Genomic DNA, 23,766 nt, shown 5'->3' with positions numbered 1-23,766 from the left:
AAAATTAACTCCCTGCCGGAGGAACAAAAGCTGTTACTGTTGGTGGCTCTCCTCCATATTTTTTAATTTTAACCAAGACTGTGTTGGCTATATTACCCTGCGCAAGTTTAGAAGTTCCCTTATCCAGCGTAACGAGATTAACATTACCGTGCTTACACATAGCTCCTATCTCACCGGGCTTATCTGGATCATACCAGGCACCTTCATGAACAAGTATTACGCCTTCTCTAATCCTATCTGTAATAACAGCTGCAGCCATTAACTTTCCCCTTGAATTATAAATAATCACCACATCGTTTTCCTTTATACCATATCTTTTTGCGTCTTTGGGGTTTATCCAGACAGGTTCTCTTTCATTCACCTCATATAAGCTCCTAAGCCATGTGTTATCAAGTTGCGAATGCAATCTAAACTTAGGATGAGAGGATAACAAATGAAAAGGATATCTTTTGGCCTTCTTGCTACCCAGCCATTCTATTGGCTCAAGCCATGCTGGATGAGGAGGACAATCATCGTATTTATATTTGGCAATAGTATTGGAGTAAATTTCTATTTTACCAGATGGAGTTCCCAGTGGGTTTCTTATTGGATCTTTCCTAAAATCACCATACCTTACCCATCTCTTTGACTCTTCAGGTACAGGAAATTCAACATATCCCTTTTCCCAGAATTCCTCAAATGACGGCATTTTAAGGTTTTTAATCTTTGCTTGTTTTTGAGCTATTGAATAAAAATGTTTTATCCAGCCCATCTCATCTCTACCTTCTGTGAACTTATCGTAAAATCCTAGTCTCTTTGATATATCAGCAAAAATATCATAGTCGCTTTTTGACTCATACAATGGATCGATAACCTTTTTCATAGCCACAATATATTTGTTTGTATATTCGCTTATCACCTCTATATCGTTACGCTCAAAAGTAGTATTAGCGGGTAATACAATATCAGCAAACTTCGCCGTAGAAGTCCAGTAAATCTCATTTACAATAATCGTATCAGGCCTTCTCCACGCTTTTATTTGTCTGTTTCTATTCATCTGATGACTCAATGGATTTCCCCCGGCCCACCAGATTAGCTTAATTAGAGGATATTTGATTTTCTCTCCGTTAAAATCTATAACCTTGCCTGGATGCAGCAGTAAATCACTTACAGCATGGGCAAATGGAATTTCTGTTTTTACAGGGTTATCTCCGGCAGAAATACCGAGTAGCGACGGGGCGTTTGCTTCGGGAGCTCCCCCTGAGGCATAATGATAGCTAAATCCAAAACCACCACCAGGCAAACCAATCTGACCCAGCATGGCAGCAAGGGTAACAATCATCCATGGAGCCTGTTCACCGTGATCCTGCCTTTGAATAGCCCACCCACTCATTATCATTGTTCTTCCTTTTGCCATTGTACGGGCTATTTTCTTAATAGTATCGGCCTCAATTCCCGTTATTTTTTCAGCCCACTGGGGTGTTTTCTCAACACCATCAGTTTTGCCCAACAAATAAGGCAAAAATTTATCAAAACCAACAGTATATTTATCAAGAAAATCTTTATCATATAGATTTTCTTTATAAAGAGTATGGGCTATAGCAAGCATCATTGCAACATCGGTATTTGGAGTAATAGGTATCCATTCTGCATTTAAATACTCAGCTGTATCGGTCAAACGAGGGTCTATTGAGATAATTTTTTTATTTCTTTTCTTTAACTCCTTAATTGCGTCATAAGCGTAATGGTCTGGTGGATCCCAGCCTATCTGATTGTTTTTTAGAAGATCCGCACCCCATAAAATTATTGTATCAGTATACTCAAGAATTGTAGGCCATGCAGTCTGCCTATCATATACCTCTATATTTCCGGTAACATGAGGAAGAATTGTCATTGCTGCCTGAACAGAAAAATCACCTGTATCATCTGTAAAACCCCCAAATAAATTCAACATTCTTCTCAATAAAGTAGGTGCTGCATGAAGCTTTCCCACGCTGTGCCAATCAACGCTACCTGCAAAAATAGCCTCATTTCCGTATTTTTTCTTTATCCTTTTTAACTCTTTTGTTATCAATTCATAGGCCTTTTCCCAGCTAACTCTTACAAATCTGTCTCTTCCCCTCATTGATTTGTTGCTTCTGTAACCATGCTTTAAATAACCCTCTCTAACCATTGGATACTTAATTCTGTTTTCAGCGTTAACCCTATCGGCTAAAGCCTGCGTCATTGGTATGGGATAATCATCTTTAAAAGGTTTAATACCTATGAACTCACCCCCACTTACATCTGCAATAACAGATCCCCAGTGGGTAGCTGTAGGTTCAGAGTAGGATTCAAGCACAGGTTTTGAAGGCAACCTTTTTGCAAAAACCCCGGGAGCAAAAGAGACTGCTGCTGTGGCAACTGCTGCGGATTTAACAAAAACCCTTCGAGTGATACCCTTTTTCTTAAAATCACTCATAACAAAACCTCCTTAAAACAAAAAAGGCTTAATGAGGATAAATACATCTCCTCATTAAGCCAGAGAAACTAAAATACCCCTTACTTAGAAAGAGACAGGATCCATTTTGCTATTTCTTCAATTTTTTCCTTACCTAAATATCCATAGGGAGGCATAGCAGCCTGAATGCCAAGTTTTTTGTATTTGCCTTTGGAACCCTTCTCAATGGATTTTTCAATAACAGCCAAAGCTTTATCTCCGTATAATTTTTTATTTGTCTCGGCAATAACTTTATATGCAGGACCAACTTTGTTTTGATCAACAGCATGGCATGCAAGACACCCATTAGCTTTTACAAGATTATAGGCATTATTACCTGTTGAAGCCATCGTTGATGAAGCATCAGCACTATTGCCCATCATCTTGCAATGTTGGCCCATGCATCCCCCAGCTATAGATGACGTTGAAATAGATAAAGACATAGCTGCTGCCAAAATTATGCTTTTTGAAAAGAAACTTTTCATTAACCCACCTCCTTTTTATTAAAAGTTTATACAATAAACATAAATTGTCAACTTCTAAAAGGTTTTTTAATGATTAAATAGGTAATTACAAAGGCAATAATCGGTAAAACAACAGTGTATATTCTACATACCCATATGGGGATATTGAGTTCTGCCTGATAACCTGTAAAACTCAAAACTATAAACAACACGATAAATGCTACACCTAAAGATGTTCCTATAGGTCTTTTGCTTACAGGCTCCAGATGATTAACAAACTCATCATTTTTATAAAAGAACGGTGCGAGTGCAATTATTGTTAAAATAATACCGGGCGCTATAACGCCTCCTATCACCTCTGGATCTATAGATGCTGTGGCTGATAAAGGTATATTCCAGCTACCTGGAATTAGCTTAATAATACCGTATATCCACAATAGATACCAATCAGGTTTAACCATTGGCGTTTGCAGCGTTGGAGGTCCAAAATATTCTACATTGTGAACGGGCAATAAAGAAGCCATAAAAAACAACAGAGCTGTTGTGGATAAAAATACAAACAGCATTAAACTTATTTGCTGGGGATATAAAGGAATTCCAAGAATCTTATCAGGACCAACAATTTCTTTATTTTTAGCAGGTTGAGTATGTTTCTGTTTTATCATTATCAACATATGTAAACCAATTGTTGCAGATAGCAAGGCGGGCAACAGCACCACATGATACATAAATAATCTGGGTAACGAACCTGATGCAGGAAAATGCCCATTAAAAAAGAAATTTGCAATAGCATTACCAACATAAGGAATGGAATTGGCGATTTCATAACCAATACCTGTTGCAACAACAGAAAGCGCATCAAATGGTAATGAATAACCGGTAAAGCCTGCAAGAATAGCAAGTGTAAAAAGAATCATGCCCACAAGCCAGTTGATCTCTCTGGGTTTTTTAAATGACCCTGTAAAAAATACCCTTGCCATATGTAAAATTAAAGCAGCTATCATAAGATGAGCTGCCCAGTGATGAACATATCTGATAATTAAACCGAGAGGTTGTTTATTTATCAAGAGTATAGAATAATAAGAGGCGGGCATTTTCTTACCACCCACAGTAACAATTTCTGAAGAAGGAACATAGCTAAACAGCAGGTAAATACCTGTAAGAACAAGAATTACAAAACTAAATAGAGCTATCTCTCCAAAAAAGAATGTAGGGTGAACAGGAAAAACCTTTGATAGGTATTTCTTTTTAAATCTCTCCAAATTAAGTCTTTCATCCAGCCATCTATACATTTTACTTACCTCCTGGTAATGGTCCTATCGGGCCATCAAAATCACCCGCAGCAACTATTTCATTATTTGCTACCATAATTGGTAATTGAGGTAGTGGTCTTGGTGCTGGTCCTGCCAGCACTTTTGCGCCATGAAATACATCGAAAACCGATTGATGACATGGGCAAAATAGATGCGGGAAATTGAAGGAGAACTGCTTGTTGGGATACCATTCAACAGTACAACCCATATGTGTGCATATAGCGCTATATGCAGCAAAACCCTCTTTAGTAACGAATTTTAGTTTTGTTGGTTTTTCAAATTCATCATATTTTGCATGGAACAGTAGAATAAGATTATCATGGTCTTCTTTTCCTTTTGGGTATGCCAGCGTCCCTTTTCCCACAGGCAAAGAATCAACAGTAATTACTTTGTTTGCCATATCTCCTACAGCAAATACAAGTTTATCCCCCTTGTTAATTTTTCTTCTGCCCTTCTTTTTTTCTTCGGGCTTTATCGTTCCAAAAGATGCAAGAAACCCCAGCGATGCACCAAGTCCTGCCACACCAATTAAGCCTTTTAATATTTTTCTTCTGTGCACACATGCCTCACATGAACTCTCAAGTTTTCTATCTTTCTCAGACATTGCTTACCTCCCCCTCCTTCTTACCAGGGTAATTCATCATCCAGTTCATGAACCACTACTTCCTCGTCAATGTAGAAATATTTATATAATGCCACTATTATCGACAGGATTAAAAATACAGAGGCTGCAATCAGACCTCTCAATGTTGGTGTTGTTTTTACAAAAAGCAAAATAACAAATAAAACAACAAGCAGTATATCAAAAATGGCAAGACCACTCAGTACAGCAAAAGGTCCCACGCCCACAGGCTCTTTTGAAATAAATACAGGGGATTCAACCCTGCCTTCAAGAAATGAAGTAACTATTGCTATAAACGATACAAACAAGAACAAAACACCCCATATGATACCTGCTATCTGATATGATTTTACATCCTCCACCAGCATACCTATACCGCTCTTTTTCTCTCTGGCTTTTGCAAGAAAATTTATCTGGGTTATACCTCTTGATCCCGGACCGTGATAAGAATTGAAATCAGCAGTATTTGCATAAGCATAAATAACCCTCATTGGTTTATTTGTTATAGTAACAGTTTTTCCCATCCCCGATAGTTTCCTTTTAAATTCCACAAAGGTTCCTTTAGAGCAAACTTTGCCCGCATACGCCTCAATTGTATTTTCACCAGTCACAGGCATATGTGAGAAAGGAGAATTACCCATATCTTCCCTTATATATGTTTTGCCGTTTTTAACATACGCAATATAAATGTCAGCACCAAGCATTGCTTTTTTGCCTCCCAGACCAACAGCGACCCATCCCTTCTTGGGCGAGTGCAAACCAAAATATATATCCTTGCCAATTACACGCCAGTAAAGTTCATATTTATTCTTCTTATCTATAAAATGATGCGTATATTCTCCTGGCTGGATATTACCATCTATCTTTACAGAAGAAAGAATAGATACAGTTTTTGGAGAATTCTCTTTTATTATATCCCATCCAGTAATTAACAAAATTACAGTACCAATAAGTCCAAACCAGAAAGCCACTCTATTCATCTCAACCTCCTTCTGTTACAATTAATGCCCGCAACACATTTTTTGTCAGTCGTACTAATATACTTATTTGTTCCACTCATTAAGAATATTAACCTTATTATGTGAATATTTCATATTTGAAAAAATATTCCTTTTAACCTGCTCCTTCGTTGTATGAAGATAAACACCTATATTACTATTTTCTATTACGATATTTTTAAATACATTCCTGCTTCCAGCTTTTGCAGGTGACAGATTAACTACAAGAGCTTTTTTGCAACCACTAATTTTACCATTTTCCACTAATGTATCGCTTGCCCTTACAAGTACAACACCCCTGTATTTGCCATTATTATTTATACTGAAAGATTTTATTATTGTACCATCCGATGAATTTAAAAATATGTTAACCTCATTATTTTTGCCCTTAAAATCGAGTATTTTATTGTTGTTGGAGTTTTGAATCATTACACCTATATGAGAATGCTTCGCTTTGTTGCCTTTAAATACAACATTATTGGAAAAGATAGATACAACATCTCTGGAATCATGAATAAAATTGTCAACAACTCTTGAGTTAGAAGACCACCACAACCTTATACCATCACCCTTTTCACCTTCTGAGAATGATTTAGAGGCTATTTCGTTTCCCTCTATTAACAAATAAGGGCTATTTTTCGCCACTATACCGTAAAGACAATTTTTAATTTTATTATTCATTAATGTTACATGTTTAGATCCTACAACTTTGATAGCAGCGTCCATTCTCCATCCGCTTGAGCCTGAATTTTTTATAACGCAATCCTTAATAACCGTATGAGGTGAATGAATTATTGTTATAACATCCTTTTGTGAAGCTGCATCAATAACTGCATGGTTGCAGTATAGTTTTAGAGATTTATTTTTAATTACTATTCCACCTTTATAAACAGCACCTTTTTTAAGCGTAACTGTCTGACCTTTCTGTGCTTTATCTATCAGCTGCTGAAGGGTTGATGCATTGGCAGAGATAGCAAATAAAAGCAGCAAAACTCCAATAAAACCAATATAATACTTTTTCATTTTATCCTCCTCATTAAATATAGTCACCATGTTTGAAATAAACATAACCAACTACACCCATTATTATTCCAACCAATGATGGATAAATAAAAGCAAGAGCTAAAAGCCCATTGTTACCCAATTTACCAAGCAATGTCCAGGCAATGGGACCAATTGCAGCCAGTTTAGGATCGAAAAGACTGAAGGCAGCAATTCTAAACAGATCAAGCGGATTGGCCAACGCCATAGCAAGCACTATATTTATATCAATACCAAATTTTAAGAATAATCCCAGAATTCCCACATCAATAAACAAAACAAAAAACAACCAGACAAAAAATCCCATAAATATTGCTGTATCCTGTTTCTGAGAAAGAGAAGAAATCAAGAAAGCAAGACCAAGAAAGCTTATGGACAAAGATATAAGTAGAGTTGCGTATATGAAGTAAATATTCCACGGTATAACAAAATGTTTGACAACCCCTCCCCATAAAACGCTTGCAAGAAAAGCCAGATAGACGGGAATTAAAATGGTTATAAATTTACCAACAAACTTTCCCCAGTAGTACTGACCTATAGAAACAGGAAAAGAAAGTATATACTCAAGAATAAAAAATTCTTTTTCTGCAACAACAGATCGAGAGGCACTTATGAGAATAAACAGCGGTAATATAATAACTGTAATTTCTATATAGGCTACCAGCACCCTTGTAAGACCAGTAAAACCTAAAACCTCAGAAGCTGTAACACCAGACCACAAAAAACCAACCATCATACCAAAAAAGATCACAAAATATATATAAAACCACCTTGCCCTGAAGGAATCTTTAAGCTCAAAAAAAACCATTTTAATGAATTTTTTCAATTTTCCACCTCATCTGAATAAGGTTCATCCCTTACAACCAGACCATTATCCATTTCTATAATTCTGTCTGCCTTTATGCTGCCCTTTTCCTCTTTGTGGGATGTGTAGATAAGAGTTAACTCTGCTGGCATTTCATTTATAGCCCTTGATATTTCCATCCTGCTTTGAGGGTCTATATATGCAAGAGGTTCATCCAGGATAAGAATGTCTGGCTGCCTGCCAAGTGCAATGGCAACAAGAACTTTTTTTTGCATACCACCTGATAATTTCTTAAAATGTCTTTTGATTCCGGATTTTTCAAAGTTTAGTTTATCTAACATCTGATAAATCAAATCTTTTTCATTCTCATTTCCATCAACATCTGCAACAAAATCTATAAGCTGTTCTACACTCATCAATATCGGGGGAGGAACCTGTGGCACATAACCAATAAAGGAAGCAAGTCTGCTTTTATCTTTTCTGGCATCCATATCCAGTATACTTATCTGCCCTTCAAATGAATATGAGCCAATAATGCACCTCAAAAGCGTTGTTTTTCCGCTGCCATTTCCACCAACTACCATAACCCTTTCGCCTTTTTCTATTGTAAGATTAATATCTTTAAGTACGGCCCCCTTACCGAAATCTTTAATAACATTTCTTATTTTTATCAATATTGCCTCCTAAAGTATCTTCTCTATGTATCTCAAATCAAACTTCAAGGCATCATATGCACAAACATCTATGCATCTTGCACAGTTTATGCAGGCAAGCCCTTTTACAAATGCTTTTCTATCTTCTTTTGTTTTTGCCTCTTTAAGTGCATCTGTTAAAAGGGTGGGCTCAATACACACCTTATAACAATTACCGCAATGCGTGCAATTATCAAGGTCAAATTTTACCCTGAGCATACCCACTTTGCCAACCATACCGTAAGTTGTCCCTGTTGGGCAGACATACTTGCACCAGAATCTTCTGGCATAAAAAACCTCCACCAATAGCAACAGTAAAGCCCAGAATACCATTACTGTAGGGCCATAGATAAAAGATCTGTTTATTATGTCCAGCGGATTAAAGGATTCAAAAAAGATCGCCCCTGTAATAAATGGAATTAACAGGAATATTACCCAGAAAGCATATCGGATTTTTTCTGAATACATTCTTCTTTTTTTAATTATACCCTTTTTTCTCAGGTACTCATGAATAATCTCGCCAATTTCTGCAAGTAGGTTATATGGACATACCCAGCCACAAAATGTTCTTCCGCCCACAACAAAGTAAAATAGGAGTATTGTCAACAAACCCACAAGTGCGTTAAATGTTAAAGCCTTATGTGCCAGTATATATTCAAGCCCCGTGTACAGATCAATTAAAAAGAAACTCATTAGTCTTGACCCATTAAGACTACCTGCAAGAAAATCCAGCGCCCATTTATATGAAAAGGCAAATGTAGCGGTTATCAAAATAATGCTAAACCATCTTATGCATCTGTACGATATTCTACCGGGTCTAATTTTTCTGGTATTTATAAACAGTTCATAGAAATTACCCCTCTTTATTTCTTTTTTAGCCATTTTTTTCACCCCATTTTTCCCTTGGAATAATAACAATGGCCGGTGGTTCTACCGGACAAACCATCTCGCAAACTCCACAACCTGTGCAACCCTGCTGAACAACAGGTATTTGATATGTTCTGCCTGTTTTTTCATCTTTTCTTTCTTCCATGGTAATCGCAGATGGTCCTATTGGACATTTATCAAAACACAGCTCACATACATCCTTTATGTACGAATCGGGATTTACCTTCCATTTGTATTTCCATTCATCCCATTTATGCTTTGATTTTTCCTTGAGTTTTTCACCTTTTACAGCAAGACATCTATCAGGTATAACCTTCGCAAGACCCATTCTTACTTTTTCAGGCGTTTCCGCAAGCTCATGCTCTAAAGCATATGTAGGACAAACAAGCACACACTGGACGCCTTTGCAGGAAAAATCACATGCGTTGGTTCGAGCATCTATATAGGGGGTTTGGTAAGACAAACCCTCATCAATATCTGCAAGTTTAATGCAGTTAACAGGGCATATCTGAACACACAATCCACATTTTATACATGCACCTAAAAATTCTTTTTCATCAATAGCTCCCGGTGGCCTTAATAATTTATATCCGGATTTCGATAAAATTGGTGTTACTCCAACACCAATGGCTGTCCCTGCTACAGTTACACCTAAAAATTTAACAAAATCACGCCTTTCCATCATCCTTCTCCTTAACTGTCAATGATTTTATTTTTAACATTTTCATTAAGGGTTTTTTATCCTCAAGAAGTATATGTGGTTGAGAAAAGGGCAGGAGTTTTTCAATGAACCTAATAAAAGTAATAACCGGCGAACCATTAAAAATCATCAATTGTGGATTGTTCTCACCTATCAATCCTGAATAGCTTAGCTCAAAATAAGGTAAATCCCCTATGCCATCGCCGTTTTCATCGTATCCAATATACCTATCCCAGTAATTTTTTAGCCATTTACCCCTTTTTCTGTCAATCATTCCACCTGTAACCCGTATATCTTTAAGATTTCCAATGTAATTGTTGTGTATGAAAATATTCCTGTTTCTTGTAACATCTGTGTTAAAATCCATAGCAACAGTTGTATATAAAAAGCTTATATTTTGAAATTTACAGGATGTACCCGGCTCATAAGGTGATTCATCTATAAATATACCTCTTGTACAATGCTCAATTGTAATATTTTTTGCAATGAGATTGCTGGCATCTTTTAAACCTATACCTATTGCGGTAACTGTTGTGTTATTTGTAATAAGCGCTCCATCTATTTCAACATTCGTTGTGTACATATCATATATTCCCACCATATTATGGTCGCCACGATAATTAATCACTTTATCGTAGTTTGAGTACATAAAATGTATGCCGTAGCGCGATCTTACCGTTACCTGATTCTCTAAAGTGTCGTGCCTACAAAACCAGATAATAACATCCCGTGAATCATGAACATAATTGTTTTTTACAAGATTATGATGGCTCCACCATAATCTTATTGCATCCCCCCTTAACCCTACCTGTTTATATGGTTTTGAAGATATATCGTTACCCTCTATAAGACTATAATTCATATATTTAGTCTGAATACCATATAAGCAATCTTTTATTGTATTATGTATAATTTTGATATGGTTGGCTTTTTTAACAGCAATGCCTGCATCCATTCGCCATCCCTGATCCCCGGAATTCTGAATGATGAGATTCTTTACAGTTACATTATCAGAAAGAATTGTAATTACATTACCTTTACCCTGACCATCTATAATTGCCTCATTAGCACCATCTATTGTTATAGGTTTTTTAATTGTTATAGGACCATAATATATATCTTTCTTTAAAACAATTACACTGCCAGATTTGGCATTATCAATCAATTGTTGCAAAGATTGAGCATATACACTACTGGCTATAAAAATTACAAATATGGCTAACAACCCGTATACTTTATTTCTTGGAAGCATTGTCACCTGAATAAAAATTGGAATAAAGAGCTTTTTCAAATTTTTTCTCTTTTATGAAAATTCTTCTAATGAGATCTTTCCATTTTATACATTCTTTTACATTAGAAGGTTTCTGCCTGTAGGCTCCAAACCCAAACCCCATCGGTGTTATCTGACCGGATACCCAGCAGGCTTTTTTTGCGTTGATCCATTGGCCATTTTTGGCGCTTGTTACCCATATAACAGCCTTATCTGCCCATTTAAAATGATGTTCCTTGTATAACCACAGTACCGCACAACCTATATCATCAAACTTATATGCCTTTTTTGTAAGTGGATTTATGATTTCTGCGGCATGATAACCATCTACAATACTCATATCACATCTGACACATACATCTTCACCCCATCTAATAGGTACAGGTTTCATCAGGTTGTTCTTCTTATGAACACCAAATATAAAGATAAAAACAACAACTGCACCTATAACAAGCAATACAATAGGAAGAAATAATTTTAAAGTTCTATTCATTTAACTACTCAGCCTCCAGCTCTTTATAATTCTCCTGTATTTTTTTGCCCTTTACCGCAATATCATTCAAAAAACCCCATTCCTTTTTTGCCCACTGGTATGCTTTCTCAAAATCTCCCTTCTTAGAAAACTCAATCGATTTTTCATGCGCAGTTTTTGCCTGTTCTAAAATTTTATACAGGTTGAGCACCCTTGTTTTTATAGAAGAGTATTTCTTATAATCTGGATGATTTTTAAACCATAGTAATATCATTGCATCTGTAGCAACCATAGCTTTATTTGTCTCAACCTGCCTATCATATAACTGTTTATAGTCCGAAGCCCTAACCTGAGGTGGCAGTAACATGAGTGCTATCAGCACCACTAACACTAACTTCATTTACCTTCTCCGTACTCTCTACATATTTTTTCTTGGATAAATAGGCAAGAAATAGAAATATTGATGCAAGAACCATCAATGTAAAGCCATAACCCGGTCTATTATGCGTCGTATAAACCGTAATTTTACCAATTCCATACAATACAGGTGTAAAAGAATGAACCTTGTAAGATGCCCATGGATCAAGGTTAAACCCGAGCCAGTGAGTCCAATATGTAAATATAAGTAAAAATAATAGAGGTGTTATGATAGGTAGAAGAACAAACCACCCAAGCACCTTCTTTTTCACAAAAATAAAAACCAGAACCATAAAAAACATTAACAAAGCCAGATAACTGCCCACTCTGCTGAATACAGGAGCAGCGCTACTTAATGGGCTCATGCCTATATAGTGATTGAGTGTATTTATTTCATGTAAACAATCGGTTACCTTACATGCATTATGGGGTCCATTGATCATTATATCAACATCCAGACCATTGGGGTATGTAGATTTAGGGTATAGTGGAGATGTTATTATAATTCTCCATAACGGCGCACCCTGGGGCACGAACACTTTATTACCCACTTTAATAACAAAAGGTGGAATTTTTTTACCAATTTCTGTCCATTTTTTTACAAAACCTTTAAGTTTGTATATATTCTCTATTCTTCCTGCATTTATCATTCTGATATAATCATGCTTGTTGTAAATTTTAGGCCACAAAAGGGAAATAAACAGTAAAATTGCACCTATAATTCCGTATATCTGATATCTTTCAAGTTTCACTTTCTAACCCTTCCTTATTTTTTCTTTTTATCGTAAGCTCCGTTTGCCACTGCCATTAAATACTCATAAAGCTTTTCGGCATCTTCTTTTGTAACTCCATTATTGGGCATGTATTGAACATACTGATTTATCAAAGCTCTGACATCAGGTTCATTGTAATGTTTTTTTGGATTCATTATCCAACTTTCAACCCATTCCTTTGTTTTTGCTTTTGACATTGCTGCAATTACGGCAACAGCTGGTCCGGAGGTTGAATCTTTGTGCATATACATATGGCATCCACTGCAGCCGTAGTTATCAAACACATCTCTCAGTTGCTTGAGTTCCTTTTTTGTGTACTGTTTTTTTGTTGAATTATCTTTAGCAAATGCCACAGATGAAGTAATAATAGAAACGGCTATAATCGCCACACCCAAAAATCTCAACCCTTTCATAAAATCCTCCTTCTGAAAAATTGAGGCGGGTTAGCCCCGCCCCTTTAGACTCAATTGTATATCTAACTAATAAAATGTTGCAAGAAATTATTTCTGGGATGTAATAAGATTGTTTATAACATTGAGCTTAACCACAGCTTTAACAAGATACTGGAATTCCTGATATGCCCAGAGATACGCAGCTTTATACTTACCTTCTTTTGCAAGCTTTTCAGCTTTGGCTCTAACCTGGTTTGCATACTTTATCTGATCGTTTGCATCACTCATAATTGCAACAGCATGAGCATTCTTCTTATAGCCAGCTTTTGTGAGTTTTTTCTTAACAATTTTTATCTGATGCCTTATTCCGTCGTTTGTTTTAATGGTTTTGTAATAAAGAGCCTTGTAATTTTCTGTTGCATGGGCCTGCAAAACAGGCAGAGACAAAAAGGCTGCCAGAATAAACAGGGCAAAATTTAATGTAATAATTCTTCTCATAGCACACTCCTTTCAACTTTTATTCTTCTTCATGGTTAAAGAAGGCACCCTCAGGAAATTCTGCATCTTTTGGCAGAACCGCAAGATAACCAAACATCTCAAGATGTAATGCTGAACAGAATTCCTGACAATAATACGGGAATATACCCTCTTTATCTGCAATAAATTCAACAGTGGCGGTTTTTCCAGGCTCAAGAGATGCAGTTACATTGTAATAATAGATACCGAAATCGTGCGTTTCATCCTCAGCCCTTTCAAGGTTTGTAATATGAATAGTAACCTTATCACCAACCTTGCAGTAGATATGCTCAGGATTAAAATGACTCCTGATAGCCGTTGCCCATACTTCAACATGATTGCCTTTTCTAATGATTTTTTCTCTACCGGCAAGCGTTCTATAAGGTGATCTTGCCATTGTTGTTGCATCTGTTCCCAGAGGATAAACCTTCCAGGTTCTCTTCTTCAAAATACTTGTTTCAATGATCTGAGCGTAATGCGGCTCACCTATTGGAACTGGCATAGCATAAAGCATTCTCATGTTTTTATGCAAAGGATCAGAGATGTCTATAAGCTCGTGGTTCTGTGGATGGAGAGGACCAATAGGTGCAAATCTATCGATAGCAAGCTTATTCAATGAGATAAGGTATTTACCCCTTGGATTAACCGTGTCACCATGAACAGCTGTTAAATGTCCAACATTATAGTGAATCGGTATTCTATCAAGAACCTTAAGTTTGATATAATCATATTTAACAATGGCTGAATCAACAAACAGAGAGTTATAAGCAATATGGGTATCAGCAACATCAAACTGGTTGTGTAGAGGGCCAAGACCGGTCTGAACCATTCCATGCAGAGTTCTTCTCATTGAAAGAATAGGAATACCATAAGGATCTTTGCCGTCATAAATTTTTCTATCAATCAGATGCATGATTTTCTTAAAGTCATATACGGAAACGTGAGTGTCAAGCTTACCACTTGCAAGTATATATCTGCCATCGGGGCTCACAGTTATACCATGAGGGCTCTTCATAACAGGAATCAGGTAAACAAGGCCATTTTCAATGGCAACATCCATAGGTATTACCTTATGACCATTGATAACCTTATAATCACCTTTCTTTATAACCTCTTCGGCTTTCAGCCAGTTTGTCATATGGATAAAGTCGGTGTCGTTTGCAGAACATCCAGCCTCAAATGGTGGATTGCCTCTCTCTATTCCACCAAGGTACCTTTCAGTGTTAAAAGAGTTCGAGAAGCCCCATCCATGACTCATCAATTTTCCACAGTCATTAATATCCTGCATATAAGGTGGCAACTCAATGGTGAAGGAGTTTTCCATGTCGATTCTGCCTTTTTTGCGATCAAATTTCCAGTAGGTATGACCACCCCTGAAGTATTTGTTGTAAGTCTCCTGATCCATCGGATCATAGTATTTGTTGTCGTATGGAGCAGCATACTGACAGGCCGTAAATACATACTCAGTATCCTGAGTAACACTTGTACCACCGTGAGTGGACTTTAAAACAGGGTTTTTAACGATCTGTTTTGTCTGCCAGTCCCTTGTGTCTATAACGGCTATTCTACCCTGGCTTTTGTCATTAATAAATACATACTCGCCATCATAGTCACCCTTTGTTTCAGAAAATCCCGGATGGTGGGTATCGCCCGTATAAACGGGTTTTCCCATAACATTACCCTGCTTTAGAATTTCCTGGCTTTCCTTATCAAATCCCCAGCCCTGCCATGTCTCAAGACCAAAAACGCCTATTATCTTAAGAATCCTCATTGAAGGAACACCGTATAAAATCAACTGACCGCTTTGACCACCAGAGGAAATACACAGATAAGGATCGTGTACACCCTCAGGGATATAGGTTTTTGCAGCAGCCAGCACATCATCTGGTGAAAGTCCTCTTTCCTTCATAACCCTGGCAAGCTCGCCCGAGATTCCTGCTGCATCCGCTTTTGGTGTTTTGCCAAGAAGCTGACTGCCTGCTACAGCTGCACCAATTCCACCTATAGCCGCACCTTTTAAAAGTGACCTCCTCGAAAGTTTCTTCTTGCCCATACCATACCTCCCAAACACCAATTAAATAATTAACTAAAAAATAATTACCCCTTCTATATTAAAGATAAAATAAATAAATTGTCAAGAAAAAATTTTAATTTTGAGTATTTAAAGAATAAATTTATTGTTATTTTGTCTTGTTTAAAAAGTTTTTCTTTGGTAAAATTATTTTGTGAACAAGAAACAAACTACCTATGAATTTATCCTAAAACTATCGTTCTGTATTATCCTCCTGTTTAGTATAATTCTTCTTATTGCAACCTTAAACCAAAACTTATCAAATTATATCTATGGAACCTGGCCTGTAGGTATTGCTTTTCTATTTATATTTATGGCTATTATCTATATTTTTAAACAATATAAACCCTCTAAAAAAAACCTATGGATTTTGCTTTTGCATGTTTCTATAGTCATTATAATTGCAGGCTCTTTTATTACGCATTTTTTTGGTTTCTCAGGCATTCTGCACTTAAGAAACAACCAGTCATCCTCAACAATAGAAATCATAAAAAACAACACAATAACAAAAAGGAGTATCCCTTTTGTCGTTAAATTAACAAAATTCTCAATTTCCTACTATCCAGGTAGTAATCAGCCAAGCTCCTATGATAGCTACATTGAGGTGATTGATAAACAGTTCCACAGAAAATTCCCATACCATATTTACATGAACTATATTTTATCGTATAGGGGATACAATATATATCAAACAGCCTACGATCCAGACAAAAAAGGCACGATTTTGACGGTAAGCTATGATCCTGGCGCAAAAGTAGTTTTTTTTGGTTTTTTACTTATATCAATCGCCTTTTTGGTGTATTCTTTACTTTTTTTAAAGAGACAATTAACTTTTTTTATAATTATTGCAATAGTAGCATTATCTATCCAATCAATGGCTTTCAATCTTAACCTATACGCTAAAAAAACAAAAAGCATCGCCAATGAATTTGGAAAAATAGCCATTCTTTCAAATGGACGGATACAGCCTCTTGATAGCTTAAATCTGTCTATCACAAAAAAGATAACACATAAAAGAAAAATATACGGATTAAATTATAACCAGGTTGTCTTAGGAATTTTGCTCTATCCCGATGAATTTAAAAATATGCCACTCTTTTTTATTAAAAGCAAAATTTTAAAAAAACAGCTGCATATAAAGGGCAGATATGCAAGCTATAACGATTTCTTTAAAAATGGTAAATTTATTTTTCTATCGCAACTCTATAAAGCATTTAATAAAAAAGCGTCACAGCTAAACGAGACAGAAAGGGAGTTATTGAAATTAAACGATGCATTGTATGTATTTCATGAAACATTTACATCGCAAATCTTTACAATCTTTCCACAGATAGACAATTCATCAAAGTGGCTAAGCCCTATAGAGATTCTTATGCGTCTTCATACAACACCAGACAAACTCTACTCACAAGAATTTCTAATTTTTTACAGAATTATAAAAGCCTTAAAGGATAACAATGCAAAACAATTAACAAAACAAGTAGATACGCTCTATACACTTCAAAAAAACCTTGCGGGCTCTATTATGCCATCAAAAACAAAATTAAATTTAGAGATTCTTTACAACCACCTGAATATATTTGAAAAACTCATAGGTGTCTATACGCTGCTTGGAATAATAGGAATAATAATCGGATTGGTTGAGATAATCTTTCAAAAACAACTCAAAAAAATCAAAAAAACACTATACAGTCTGGGCTTTATAGCTATTCTCATACATGCTGCCAATATGGGTTTGCGCTGGTATATAGCATCCCATGCTCCCTGGTCTGATGCCTATGAGTCTATTGTATTTATAGGTTTTTCAAGTGCCCTTGTCTCAATGCTTTTCATAAAAAAATCCCCCCTTGTCTTTGGCGGAGGTTTTTTTGCAGCGGGTATGTTTATGCTTACGGCAGCAATCAGCGATGTAAATCCCCAGATAACAAATATGGTGCCTGTGCTAAAATCATACTGGCTTGTTATACATGTGGCATTTTCCATTATCAGTTATGGATTTTTTTCAATTGCTGCAATATTAGGTCTTCTAAACATTATAATCTACTTTTTTATAAAGAAAAAAAATAAAAGCACAGAGCAACTCTCAAATATTATTGAGATAAACATTTATTTTGGTTTAATGTTGCTTGTCATAGGCACAATCTTTGGTGCTGTATGGGCTTATCAAAGCTGGGGTTCATACTGGAGCTGGGATCCCAAAGAAACCTGGTCTTTGATAAGTATTCTCATATACAGCTTTATTCTGCATTTAAAATACATAAGAAAACTATCAGATATTTTACTATCTATTCTGGCTTTTTTAGGATTTGATTTTATCCTTTTAACATACTTTGGCGTAAACTTCTACATTGCAGCGGGTCTGCATTCATACGGCAGGGGCTCTGGAAGCATCATGCTTTTTTACTTTATGCTTGCTTTAGCAGCTATCTGGTATGGATTATCGTTTTATGTTATAGGTTTTTTCAAGCGTAGATATTGATATTTAAAAGCTGCGGGCTTACATTGATATTCTGGGCAAGTAGAAGCGTTAGTTGTGTATAAATTCTCAATTTCTTCTGTTCAAGTAGTAGTTTTCTATCCCTAATCTCCTTAAGTTTTTCCTCAAAAATCGTTCTGGAGGCATTATCTTTGGATGTTTTTGCAAGGATTTCAAGTTCAAGTTGCTGTTTGCTGTAGCTTGCGATCTTTTTGTCAATAGCCGTTTTGATATTGTTTTTTATAATCTGATTTTTATCTTTTTTGGGGCAGTATGTTATAGCCTGTGATCTGCCGCTTGTTGCAGCAAGATAGATGCCATTTTTAGAAAAATTTAGATACAGATCTTTTGCCACAACATAGCAGCCCTTTTTAGCAGCCTGATTTTCAAAACGCAAAAGGTTTGCAGATTCATGACCTGAAACATGGGCAACAGACTGACCTGCTGAGGCAGGCGCAGAAGATCCCCACTCGCCCGGATCCAATTTATAGTAAAGTATGGGATTGGAGGCAGCAGGATTTACATTCATGCCGCCCCTCCTTTTTAACTAATCGATGCGCCAGGTTTTACGGGTTTTTCCACTGTAAGCAAAGCCAGGTTTTCACCATCCTTTGCCGCAAGCAACATGCCGTTTGATTCAATACCCATCAGTTTGGCAGGTTTCAAATTTGCCACCACTATTATGTATTTTCCCACCAACTCCTCTGGTTTATAAAACTCCTTCAAGCCAGCAACAAGTGTACGCGGTTTTTTCTCTCCTATATCAATTTTAAGTTTAAGCAATTTTCTTGATTTTTCAACACTTTCTGCCTCAAGAACCTTTGCAACTTTTAATTTTACATTAAAGAACTCATCAATCGAAATTCTTTTGTCCTCCTCTTTTTTTTCTGTTTTTTCCTCTTTAGATTTTTCTGTTTCTATTCTTTCAAACAGCATTCCCTCTTTTTTAACAGTAGCCTTTTCAATATTATAGAAATCAAGATAAAAATCTATTTTGTGGTTTTTATCTATGGCAAGCATCTTTTGCATCTTTGATGCTGCATCAGGTAAAAACGGTGAAATAACACCACTGATAAACTTCAGGGCTGCATAAATGTTATAAAGCACCTCTTTTAGCTCATCTTCTTTTTTTGCTTTTTTCAAACTCCACGGTTCTTTTTCTGTAATGTATTTATTGACCTTTCTTATGTATTCAAAGATATCTATTAAAGCCTCATCAAACCTGAACACTTCAAGGTCTTTTTTTACCTTATCGAATGTATCCTTTGCAGATGTAGATAGGGTATCATCTTCGATAGCCTCAGGGCGCTCAATAATACCACCAGAGTATTTTTCCATCATGGTAAGGCTTCTGTTTAAAAGATTGCCAAAATCGTTTACCAGATCAGAATTAATTCTTTCTATTAGCTCGCTCTCTGAAAAATCACCATCAAGCCCAAACGGCACATTACGCAAAAGGAAATACCTGTATGCATCGCGTGGGTATTTTTCAATCATCTCATTGGGGTCAACAACATTGCCTAAAGATTTGCTCATCTTTTTACCATCCACAGTCCACCAGCCATGCGCCACAACATGTTTGGGCAATTCAATATCGAGTGCCATTAAAAAGGCTGGCCAGTATACGGCATGGAATCTCAAGATATCCTTACCCACAAAATGCACATCAGCTGGCCATATACTATTAAACTCACCTTTTTTACAACCAATGGCGCTCACATAATTCAACAGTGCATCAAACCAGACATAAATCACATGCTTATCATCAAACGGAACGGGGATGCCCCAATCAAATGATGTCCTTGTGATGCTTAAATCCTTAAGCCCCATATTGACGAAGCTCTTTATTTCGTTATAACGGCTTTGAGGCAAAACAAAATCGGGATGCTTATTGTAAAAATCAAGTAGCCTATCCTGATAGGCAGAAAGCTTAAAGAAATAACTCTCCTCTTTTACAAGGTCCAGCTTTCTACCGCATACAGGGCAGGTTTTATCCTCGCCTATTTCGATTTCTGAGTAGTAGCTTTCGCAGGGTATGCAATACCATCCCTCATACTCGCCCTTATAGATATCACCCTTTTTGTAGATATATTCAAACGCTTCCTGAACACATTTTTTGTGGTTTTCATTGGTTGTTCTGATAAAGTAATTGTTGGTTATGTCAAGTTTTACCCACAATTTTTTAAAGTTTTCAACAACCCTGTCGGCAAGCTGTTTGGGGCTTAGTCCCTGCTGCTTTGCTGCTTTTTGAATTTTCTGCCCATGCTCGTCTGTGCCCGTTAAAAAAAATACCTCATCACCCAACAGTCTTCTGTATCTTGCAAGTGTGTCGGCTGCAAGTGTTGTGTAGGAATGCCCGATATGGGGCACATCGTTTACATAGTAGATCGGTGTGGTAATGTAATGTTTTTTCATTGTTCCTCTCCTTCATCATTATTTTGATCATCTTCCATACTATTTTGCGGTTTTTCTATAACCTCCACTTCGTTGAAGGCAACCTCTGCCATAATACCATCCTGCGTTCTTAAAATAACGGTTCTTTTTATAGGGTTTATGTAAACAACCCTACCTTCTATCTCTCCTGCCCTGCCCAATGCATCCATGGGTGGTGCAATCTCCAGAAATTCCTCATACAACTCATGTTCATACCACAGGCAACACATCAGCCTGCCACATGCACCGGATATTTTTTTAACATTTATGTTGAGATTCTGCTGCTTTGTCATCTTCATTGTTACAGGGTTAAACACCCTCAAAAAACGAGAGCAGCACAGCTCATCGCCACACAATCCCAACCCTCCAAGAATTCGAGCTTCATCCCTTACGCCAATCTGGCGCATCTCTATGCGGGCTTTAAAGATTGAGGCAAGGCTTTTGACAAGCGATCTGAAATCCACCCGCGTGGGTGAGGTAAAGTAAAAAACGATTTTTTTTCTATCCATCATATATTCAACTTTTACAAGCTTCATATTGAGTTGAAATTTCTTTATCTCCTCTCTGCAAACCTCAAAAGCCTTTTTCTCAAGCTCTCTGTTTTCGTTGTAGGTTTCTAAGTCTTCCTGCGTTGCCTTTCTGATAATTGGCTTTACATCCTCATCAGTTGTCTGGATTTCATCGATTTTTACAACCTTCCCTAACTGCAGACCCCTCTCATACTCCGCAAGCACCATATCGCCTCTTTCTAATTCGATACCATCAAAGGTGTATGGGTAAAGGTGACCCACCCTCATAAATTCAACAATTGCAATCTTCATCACGCCTCCATTATACAGTCAAATACATTAGCAAGAAACAGCTGTTCATTTAAGTTGAATTGCTTAAAATCGGCTATCATCTCTGAGAGTTTTTCAAGCTTTCTATATTCTCCTTTTAAAGCAAGTGTATCCTTCAGTTTCTCAGTAAAGGTTAAAATCTCATCCTTTTTTAATTGCATGATATAGCTAAAAATCTCTTCTTTATCACTATTCATGAGTCTTTCTATCTCATCATCAATAGACCTTTTAGATGGTTTTCTAATAATCTGCGCTCGTGAGATAAGTGTATCCAATAGAAGCTCTTTATTTAAAAATACAAAATAGACATTTTGCGGCGGCTCCTCGGTAATCTTTAGAAGGGCGTTTTGAGCCTCAAAACCCACCTCATTAATAAAGAAAGCTATCTTCGATGTTGCAGTCTCAGCCATCTGTTTGATGTTTCTTACATCATCTATTGAAAGCTTATCAAAATACTCTATTTTTGCATCAAACAGGGCTTCTGCTTCATCTTTTCTGAAACCATCAAGTATGTAAACACTGAATTTATCTAAAGAGAATTCCATATATCAACCACCTGGTTAAATACCTTTTCTATAGTTTTAGTTCCATCAATAACAAAAAAATTATCAAATCTATCTGCAAGTCTCAGATAACCTTCTCTTACCCGTTTAAAAAACTCAATAGATTTTGATTCTATGGCATCAGCCTGACTGCTTCTTTTTTTCATTGTATCAAGGTCTATATCGATCAAAAAAACAACATCGGGAAACAGATTATCTGTGGCAAACCTGTTTAGCTCTGTTAAAAAATCTATATCTATACCCTCACCGTAGCCCTGATAAGCCAGAGTTGAATATAGGCTTCTGTCGCTTATTACAATACCTTCTGTAAGCCTTTTTTTTATAAGTTCAACACCATCTGCTCTGTCTGCCAAAAACAAAAACAACTCGGTTTTTTTATTCCATCTCTGACTTAACAGTAGATCTCTGAAAACGCCGCTTTTTGCACCAGGTTCTTTTGTTAGAAAGACAGGGTATTCAATAGAAAGATAATCGGCAAATTTTTCCGCTATGGTGGTCTTGCCGCTTTTGTCTATACCTTCAAAGGCAATATATTTATAAGAGTTCTTTTTGTTTTTTTGGCGCATAGATACTCTTTCCTATAATTCTAATCATATCGCTCCAGCCTGTGTTTTCATCTATCTTTGCATTTAAAACTGGCTCCATTCGAGAATCCAGCATATCTATCAGATTTATCAAAATAGCCTCTTTTGTTTTGGGTTTTTTTGGTGATCCGTATTCATATTCACCGTGATGAGCTAAAATGCAGTGCAGAAGGTTGATTTTTGTATCTTCGGACACATTGAGCTTTTCAAGTTTATTTTGAACGATTGTATATCCGATAATGATATGACCTATCAGTTTACCTTCTGTTGTGTAGTTAAAGGTCATGGGGTCCAACTCATAAACCTTGCCTATATCGTGCAAAAGTGCGCAGCTTATTAGCATATCTCTGTCTATATCTTTGTATTCTTTAGTCAAAGATAATGCAATTTTGCCCACAGAAACGGTATGCTCCAAAAGCCCACCGACATAGGCGTGATGCATCGATTTTGCAGCGGGAGCATGAATAAATCGTTCAAAAAATACTTCATCTGTAAAGATCTCCTCAAGGAGCTTTTTCAAGCCGGGATGCTTTATGCTATCGATTAAACCAAACAGTTCATTTTGCAGTTGGTCTAAATTTTTGCTTGTGGAAGGCAAAAACGCCTTTTTATCAACATCCTTTTCATCTATTTTTTCAATATCCTTGATAATTACCTGCCAGTTATCGTTATAAAAATTGCTCTCACCTGTTATCTTCACAAAATCACCCGCTTCAAATCTATCCTTTAGATGCAATAGATTGTTCCATATCTTTGCATCTATAATGCCGCTTCTGTCCTTTAGCTTCAAACCCACATATTCATCACCATTTCTTGCCTTAAGGATATGTTTCTCAGACACCAGAAATGTCTCTTTTTCTATCTTTTTTATTCTTTTTTGTTTTATTGCCTCAATACAATCATACATAGACTCCTCCTTGGCTAAAAAGATAACCAAATAAGGCTATCTTTTCAAGAAACTTCTTGCTAAATACGGTTT

24 protein-coding genes are annotated in these 23,766 nt (G+C 36.6%); 1 reads left to right on the top strand and 23 read right to left on the bottom strand.

Annotated elements, in window-relative coordinates; all coding sequences use genetic code 11:
* Nucleotides 1-4: 4 nt before the first annotated feature.
* The 17 genes from torA to nosZ all read right to left on the bottom strand — a co-directional run bounded on the left by torA (nucleotide 5) and on the right by nosZ (nucleotide 15,874).
* On the bottom strand, nucleotides 5-2,440 hold the full coding sequence (torA, locus tag EK17_RS03170) for a trimethylamine-N-oxide reductase TorA (RefSeq protein ID WP_035587364.1): 2,436 nt from the start codon (nucleotides 2,438-2,440) through the stop codon (nucleotides 5-7).
* A gap of 80 nt (nucleotides 2,441-2,520) precedes the next feature.
* The gene (locus EK17_RS08950; RefSeq protein WP_051904390.1) at nucleotides 2,521-2,943 is read right to left on the bottom strand and encodes a c-type cytochrome; all 423 of its coding nucleotides are present in this window, start codon (nucleotides 2,941-2,943) and stop codon (nucleotides 2,521-2,523) included.
* A gap of 47 nt (nucleotides 2,944-2,990) precedes the next feature.
* A complete protein-coding gene (locus tag EK17_RS03160) occupies nucleotides 2,991-4,214 on the bottom strand; it encodes a cytochrome b (RefSeq protein WP_035587363.1) in 1,224 nt (407 codons plus the stop codon).
* 1 nt (nucleotide 4,215) lies between these two features.
* On the bottom strand, nucleotides 4,216-4,839 hold the full coding sequence (locus EK17_RS08945; protein WP_051904389.1) for a QcrA and Rieske domain-containing protein: 624 nt from the start codon (nucleotides 4,837-4,839) through the stop codon (nucleotides 4,216-4,218).
* Between the two features lie 20 nt (nucleotides 4,840-4,859).
* A complete protein-coding gene (locus tag EK17_RS03150; protein WP_035587361.1) occupies nucleotides 4,860-5,837 on the bottom strand; it encodes a DOMON domain-containing protein in 978 nt (325 codons plus the stop codon).
* Nucleotides 5,838-5,900: 63 nt separating this feature from the next.
* Entirely contained in the window at nucleotides 5,901-6,878 is a 978-nt protein-coding gene (locus EK17_RS03145; protein ID WP_035587359.1) for a right-handed parallel beta-helix repeat-containing protein, read from the bottom strand.
* Between the two features lie 13 nt (nucleotides 6,879-6,891).
* Nucleotides 6,892-7,722: an ABC transporter permease gene (locus EK17_RS03140; protein ID WP_051904388.1), complete on the bottom strand. Its 831-nt coding sequence runs from the start codon at nucleotides 7,720-7,722 to the stop codon at nucleotides 6,892-6,894.
* Nucleotides 7,719-8,375 carry an ATP-binding cassette domain-containing protein gene (locus EK17_RS03135; protein ID WP_051904387.1) on the bottom strand — a complete coding sequence of 219 codons (657 nt, stop codon included), beginning with the start codon at nucleotides 8,373-8,375 and terminating at the stop codon, nucleotides 7,719-7,721. The genes EK17_RS03140 and EK17_RS03135 overlap by 4 nt, the downstream gene beginning before the upstream one ends.
* Nucleotides 8,376-8,384: 9 nt before the next feature.
* A complete protein-coding gene (locus EK17_RS03130) occupies nucleotides 8,385-9,275 on the bottom strand; it encodes a NapH/MauN family ferredoxin-type protein (protein WP_035587358.1) in 891 nt (296 codons plus the stop codon).
* Nucleotides 9,268-9,963, bottom strand: a complete 696-nt coding sequence (locus EK17_RS03125; RefSeq protein WP_051904386.1) for a 4Fe-4S dicluster domain-containing protein — start codon at nucleotides 9,961-9,963, stop codon at nucleotides 9,268-9,270. The genes EK17_RS03130 and EK17_RS03125 overlap by 8 nt, the downstream gene beginning before the upstream one ends.
* Nucleotides 9,950-11,233: a nitrous oxide reductase family maturation protein NosD gene (gene nosD, locus EK17_RS03120; protein WP_051904385.1), complete on the bottom strand. Its 1,284-nt coding sequence runs from the start codon at nucleotides 11,231-11,233 to the stop codon at nucleotides 9,950-9,952. The genes EK17_RS03125 and nosD overlap by 14 nt, the downstream gene beginning before the upstream one ends.
* Nucleotides 11,217-11,744, bottom strand: a complete 528-nt coding sequence (locus tag EK17_RS03115) for a hypothetical protein (RefSeq protein ID WP_051904384.1) — start codon at nucleotides 11,742-11,744, stop codon at nucleotides 11,217-11,219. The genes nosD and EK17_RS03115 overlap by 17 nt, the downstream gene beginning before the upstream one ends.
* 4 nt (nucleotides 11,745-11,748) lie before the next feature.
* Nucleotides 11,749-12,123, bottom strand: a complete 375-nt coding sequence (locus tag EK17_RS03110; protein WP_156957512.1) for a hypothetical protein — start codon at nucleotides 12,121-12,123, stop codon at nucleotides 11,749-11,751.
* On the bottom strand, nucleotides 12,068-12,892 hold the full coding sequence (locus EK17_RS03105; protein ID WP_035587356.1) for a hypothetical protein: 825 nt from the start codon (nucleotides 12,890-12,892) through the stop codon (nucleotides 12,068-12,070). Before EK17_RS03105 ends, EK17_RS03110 begins: the two co-directional genes overlap by 56 nt.
* A 14-nt stretch (nucleotides 12,893-12,906) precedes the next feature.
* On the bottom strand, nucleotides 12,907-13,326 hold the full coding sequence (locus EK17_RS03100) for a c-type cytochrome (RefSeq protein ID WP_035587355.1): 420 nt from the start codon (nucleotides 13,324-13,326) through the stop codon (nucleotides 12,907-12,909).
* An 87-nt stretch (nucleotides 13,327-13,413) separates the two neighbouring features.
* A complete protein-coding gene (locus EK17_RS03095; protein ID WP_035587354.1) occupies nucleotides 13,414-13,803 on the bottom strand; it encodes a hypothetical protein in 390 nt (129 codons plus the stop codon).
* Between the two features lie 19 nt (nucleotides 13,804-13,822).
* The gene (gene nosZ, locus EK17_RS03090) at nucleotides 13,823-15,874 is read right to left on the bottom strand and encodes a Sec-dependent nitrous-oxide reductase (protein ID WP_051904383.1); all 2,052 of its coding nucleotides are present in this window, start codon (nucleotides 15,872-15,874) and stop codon (nucleotides 13,823-13,825) included.
* Between the two features lie 172 nt (nucleotides 15,875-16,046).
* Between nosZ and ccsA the strand changes: the two genes are divergently transcribed.
* Entirely contained in the window at nucleotides 16,047-18,371 is a 2,325-nt protein-coding gene (ccsA, locus tag EK17_RS03085) for a cytochrome c biogenesis protein CcsA (RefSeq protein WP_156957511.1), read from the top strand.
* On the opposite strand, the gene EK17_RS08940 is transcribed toward ccsA, so the two are convergent.
* From EK17_RS08940 to EK17_RS03055, 6 genes are read right to left on the bottom strand one after another with little or no spacing between them, the layout of a single operon-like run.
* Complete coding sequence (locus EK17_RS08940; RefSeq protein WP_051904381.1) at nucleotides 18,355-18,897, bottom strand: hypothetical protein; 543 nt, start codon at nucleotides 18,895-18,897, stop codon at nucleotides 18,355-18,357. The genes ccsA and EK17_RS08940 overlap by 17 nt on opposite strands.
* Nucleotides 18,898-18,911: 14 nt before the next feature.
* Nucleotides 18,912-20,783: a methionine--tRNA ligase gene (metG, locus tag EK17_RS03075; RefSeq protein ID WP_035587353.1), complete on the bottom strand. Its 1,872-nt coding sequence runs from the start codon at nucleotides 20,781-20,783 to the stop codon at nucleotides 18,912-18,914.
* Complete coding sequence (locus EK17_RS03070; RefSeq protein WP_084675063.1) at nucleotides 20,780-21,622, bottom strand: PSP1 domain-containing protein; 843 nt, start codon at nucleotides 21,620-21,622, stop codon at nucleotides 20,780-20,782. The genes metG and EK17_RS03070 overlap by 4 nt, the downstream gene beginning before the upstream one ends.
* Nucleotides 21,622-22,185, bottom strand: coding sequence for a hypothetical protein (locus tag EK17_RS03065; RefSeq protein WP_035587351.1), 564 nt, complete (start codon nucleotides 22,183-22,185; stop codon nucleotides 21,622-21,624). Before EK17_RS03065 ends, EK17_RS03070 begins: the two co-directional genes overlap by 1 nt.
* Nucleotides 22,170-22,769 (bottom strand): dTMP kinase, encoded by a 600-nt coding sequence (gene tmk, locus EK17_RS03060; protein ID WP_035587350.1) that lies wholly within the window; start codon nucleotides 22,767-22,769, stop codon nucleotides 22,170-22,172. The genes EK17_RS03065 and tmk overlap by 16 nt, the downstream gene beginning before the upstream one ends.
* Nucleotides 22,738-23,694, bottom strand: coding sequence for a 3'-5' exoribonuclease YhaM family protein (locus EK17_RS03055; RefSeq protein ID WP_051904380.1), 957 nt, complete (start codon nucleotides 23,692-23,694; stop codon nucleotides 22,738-22,740). The genes tmk and EK17_RS03055 overlap by 32 nt, the downstream gene beginning before the upstream one ends.
* Nucleotides 23,695-23,766 lie beyond the last annotated feature (72 nt).

Origin of the sequence: Hippea jasoniae, assembly GCF_000744435.1 — a bacterium.
Taxonomy (GTDB): domain Bacteria; phylum Campylobacterota_A; class Desulfurellia; order Desulfurellales; family Hippeaceae; genus Hippea; species Hippea jasoniae.
The sequence above is the reverse complement of the archived record's forward strand: the minus strand, read 5'-3'. Positions and strand labels throughout refer to the sequence as shown.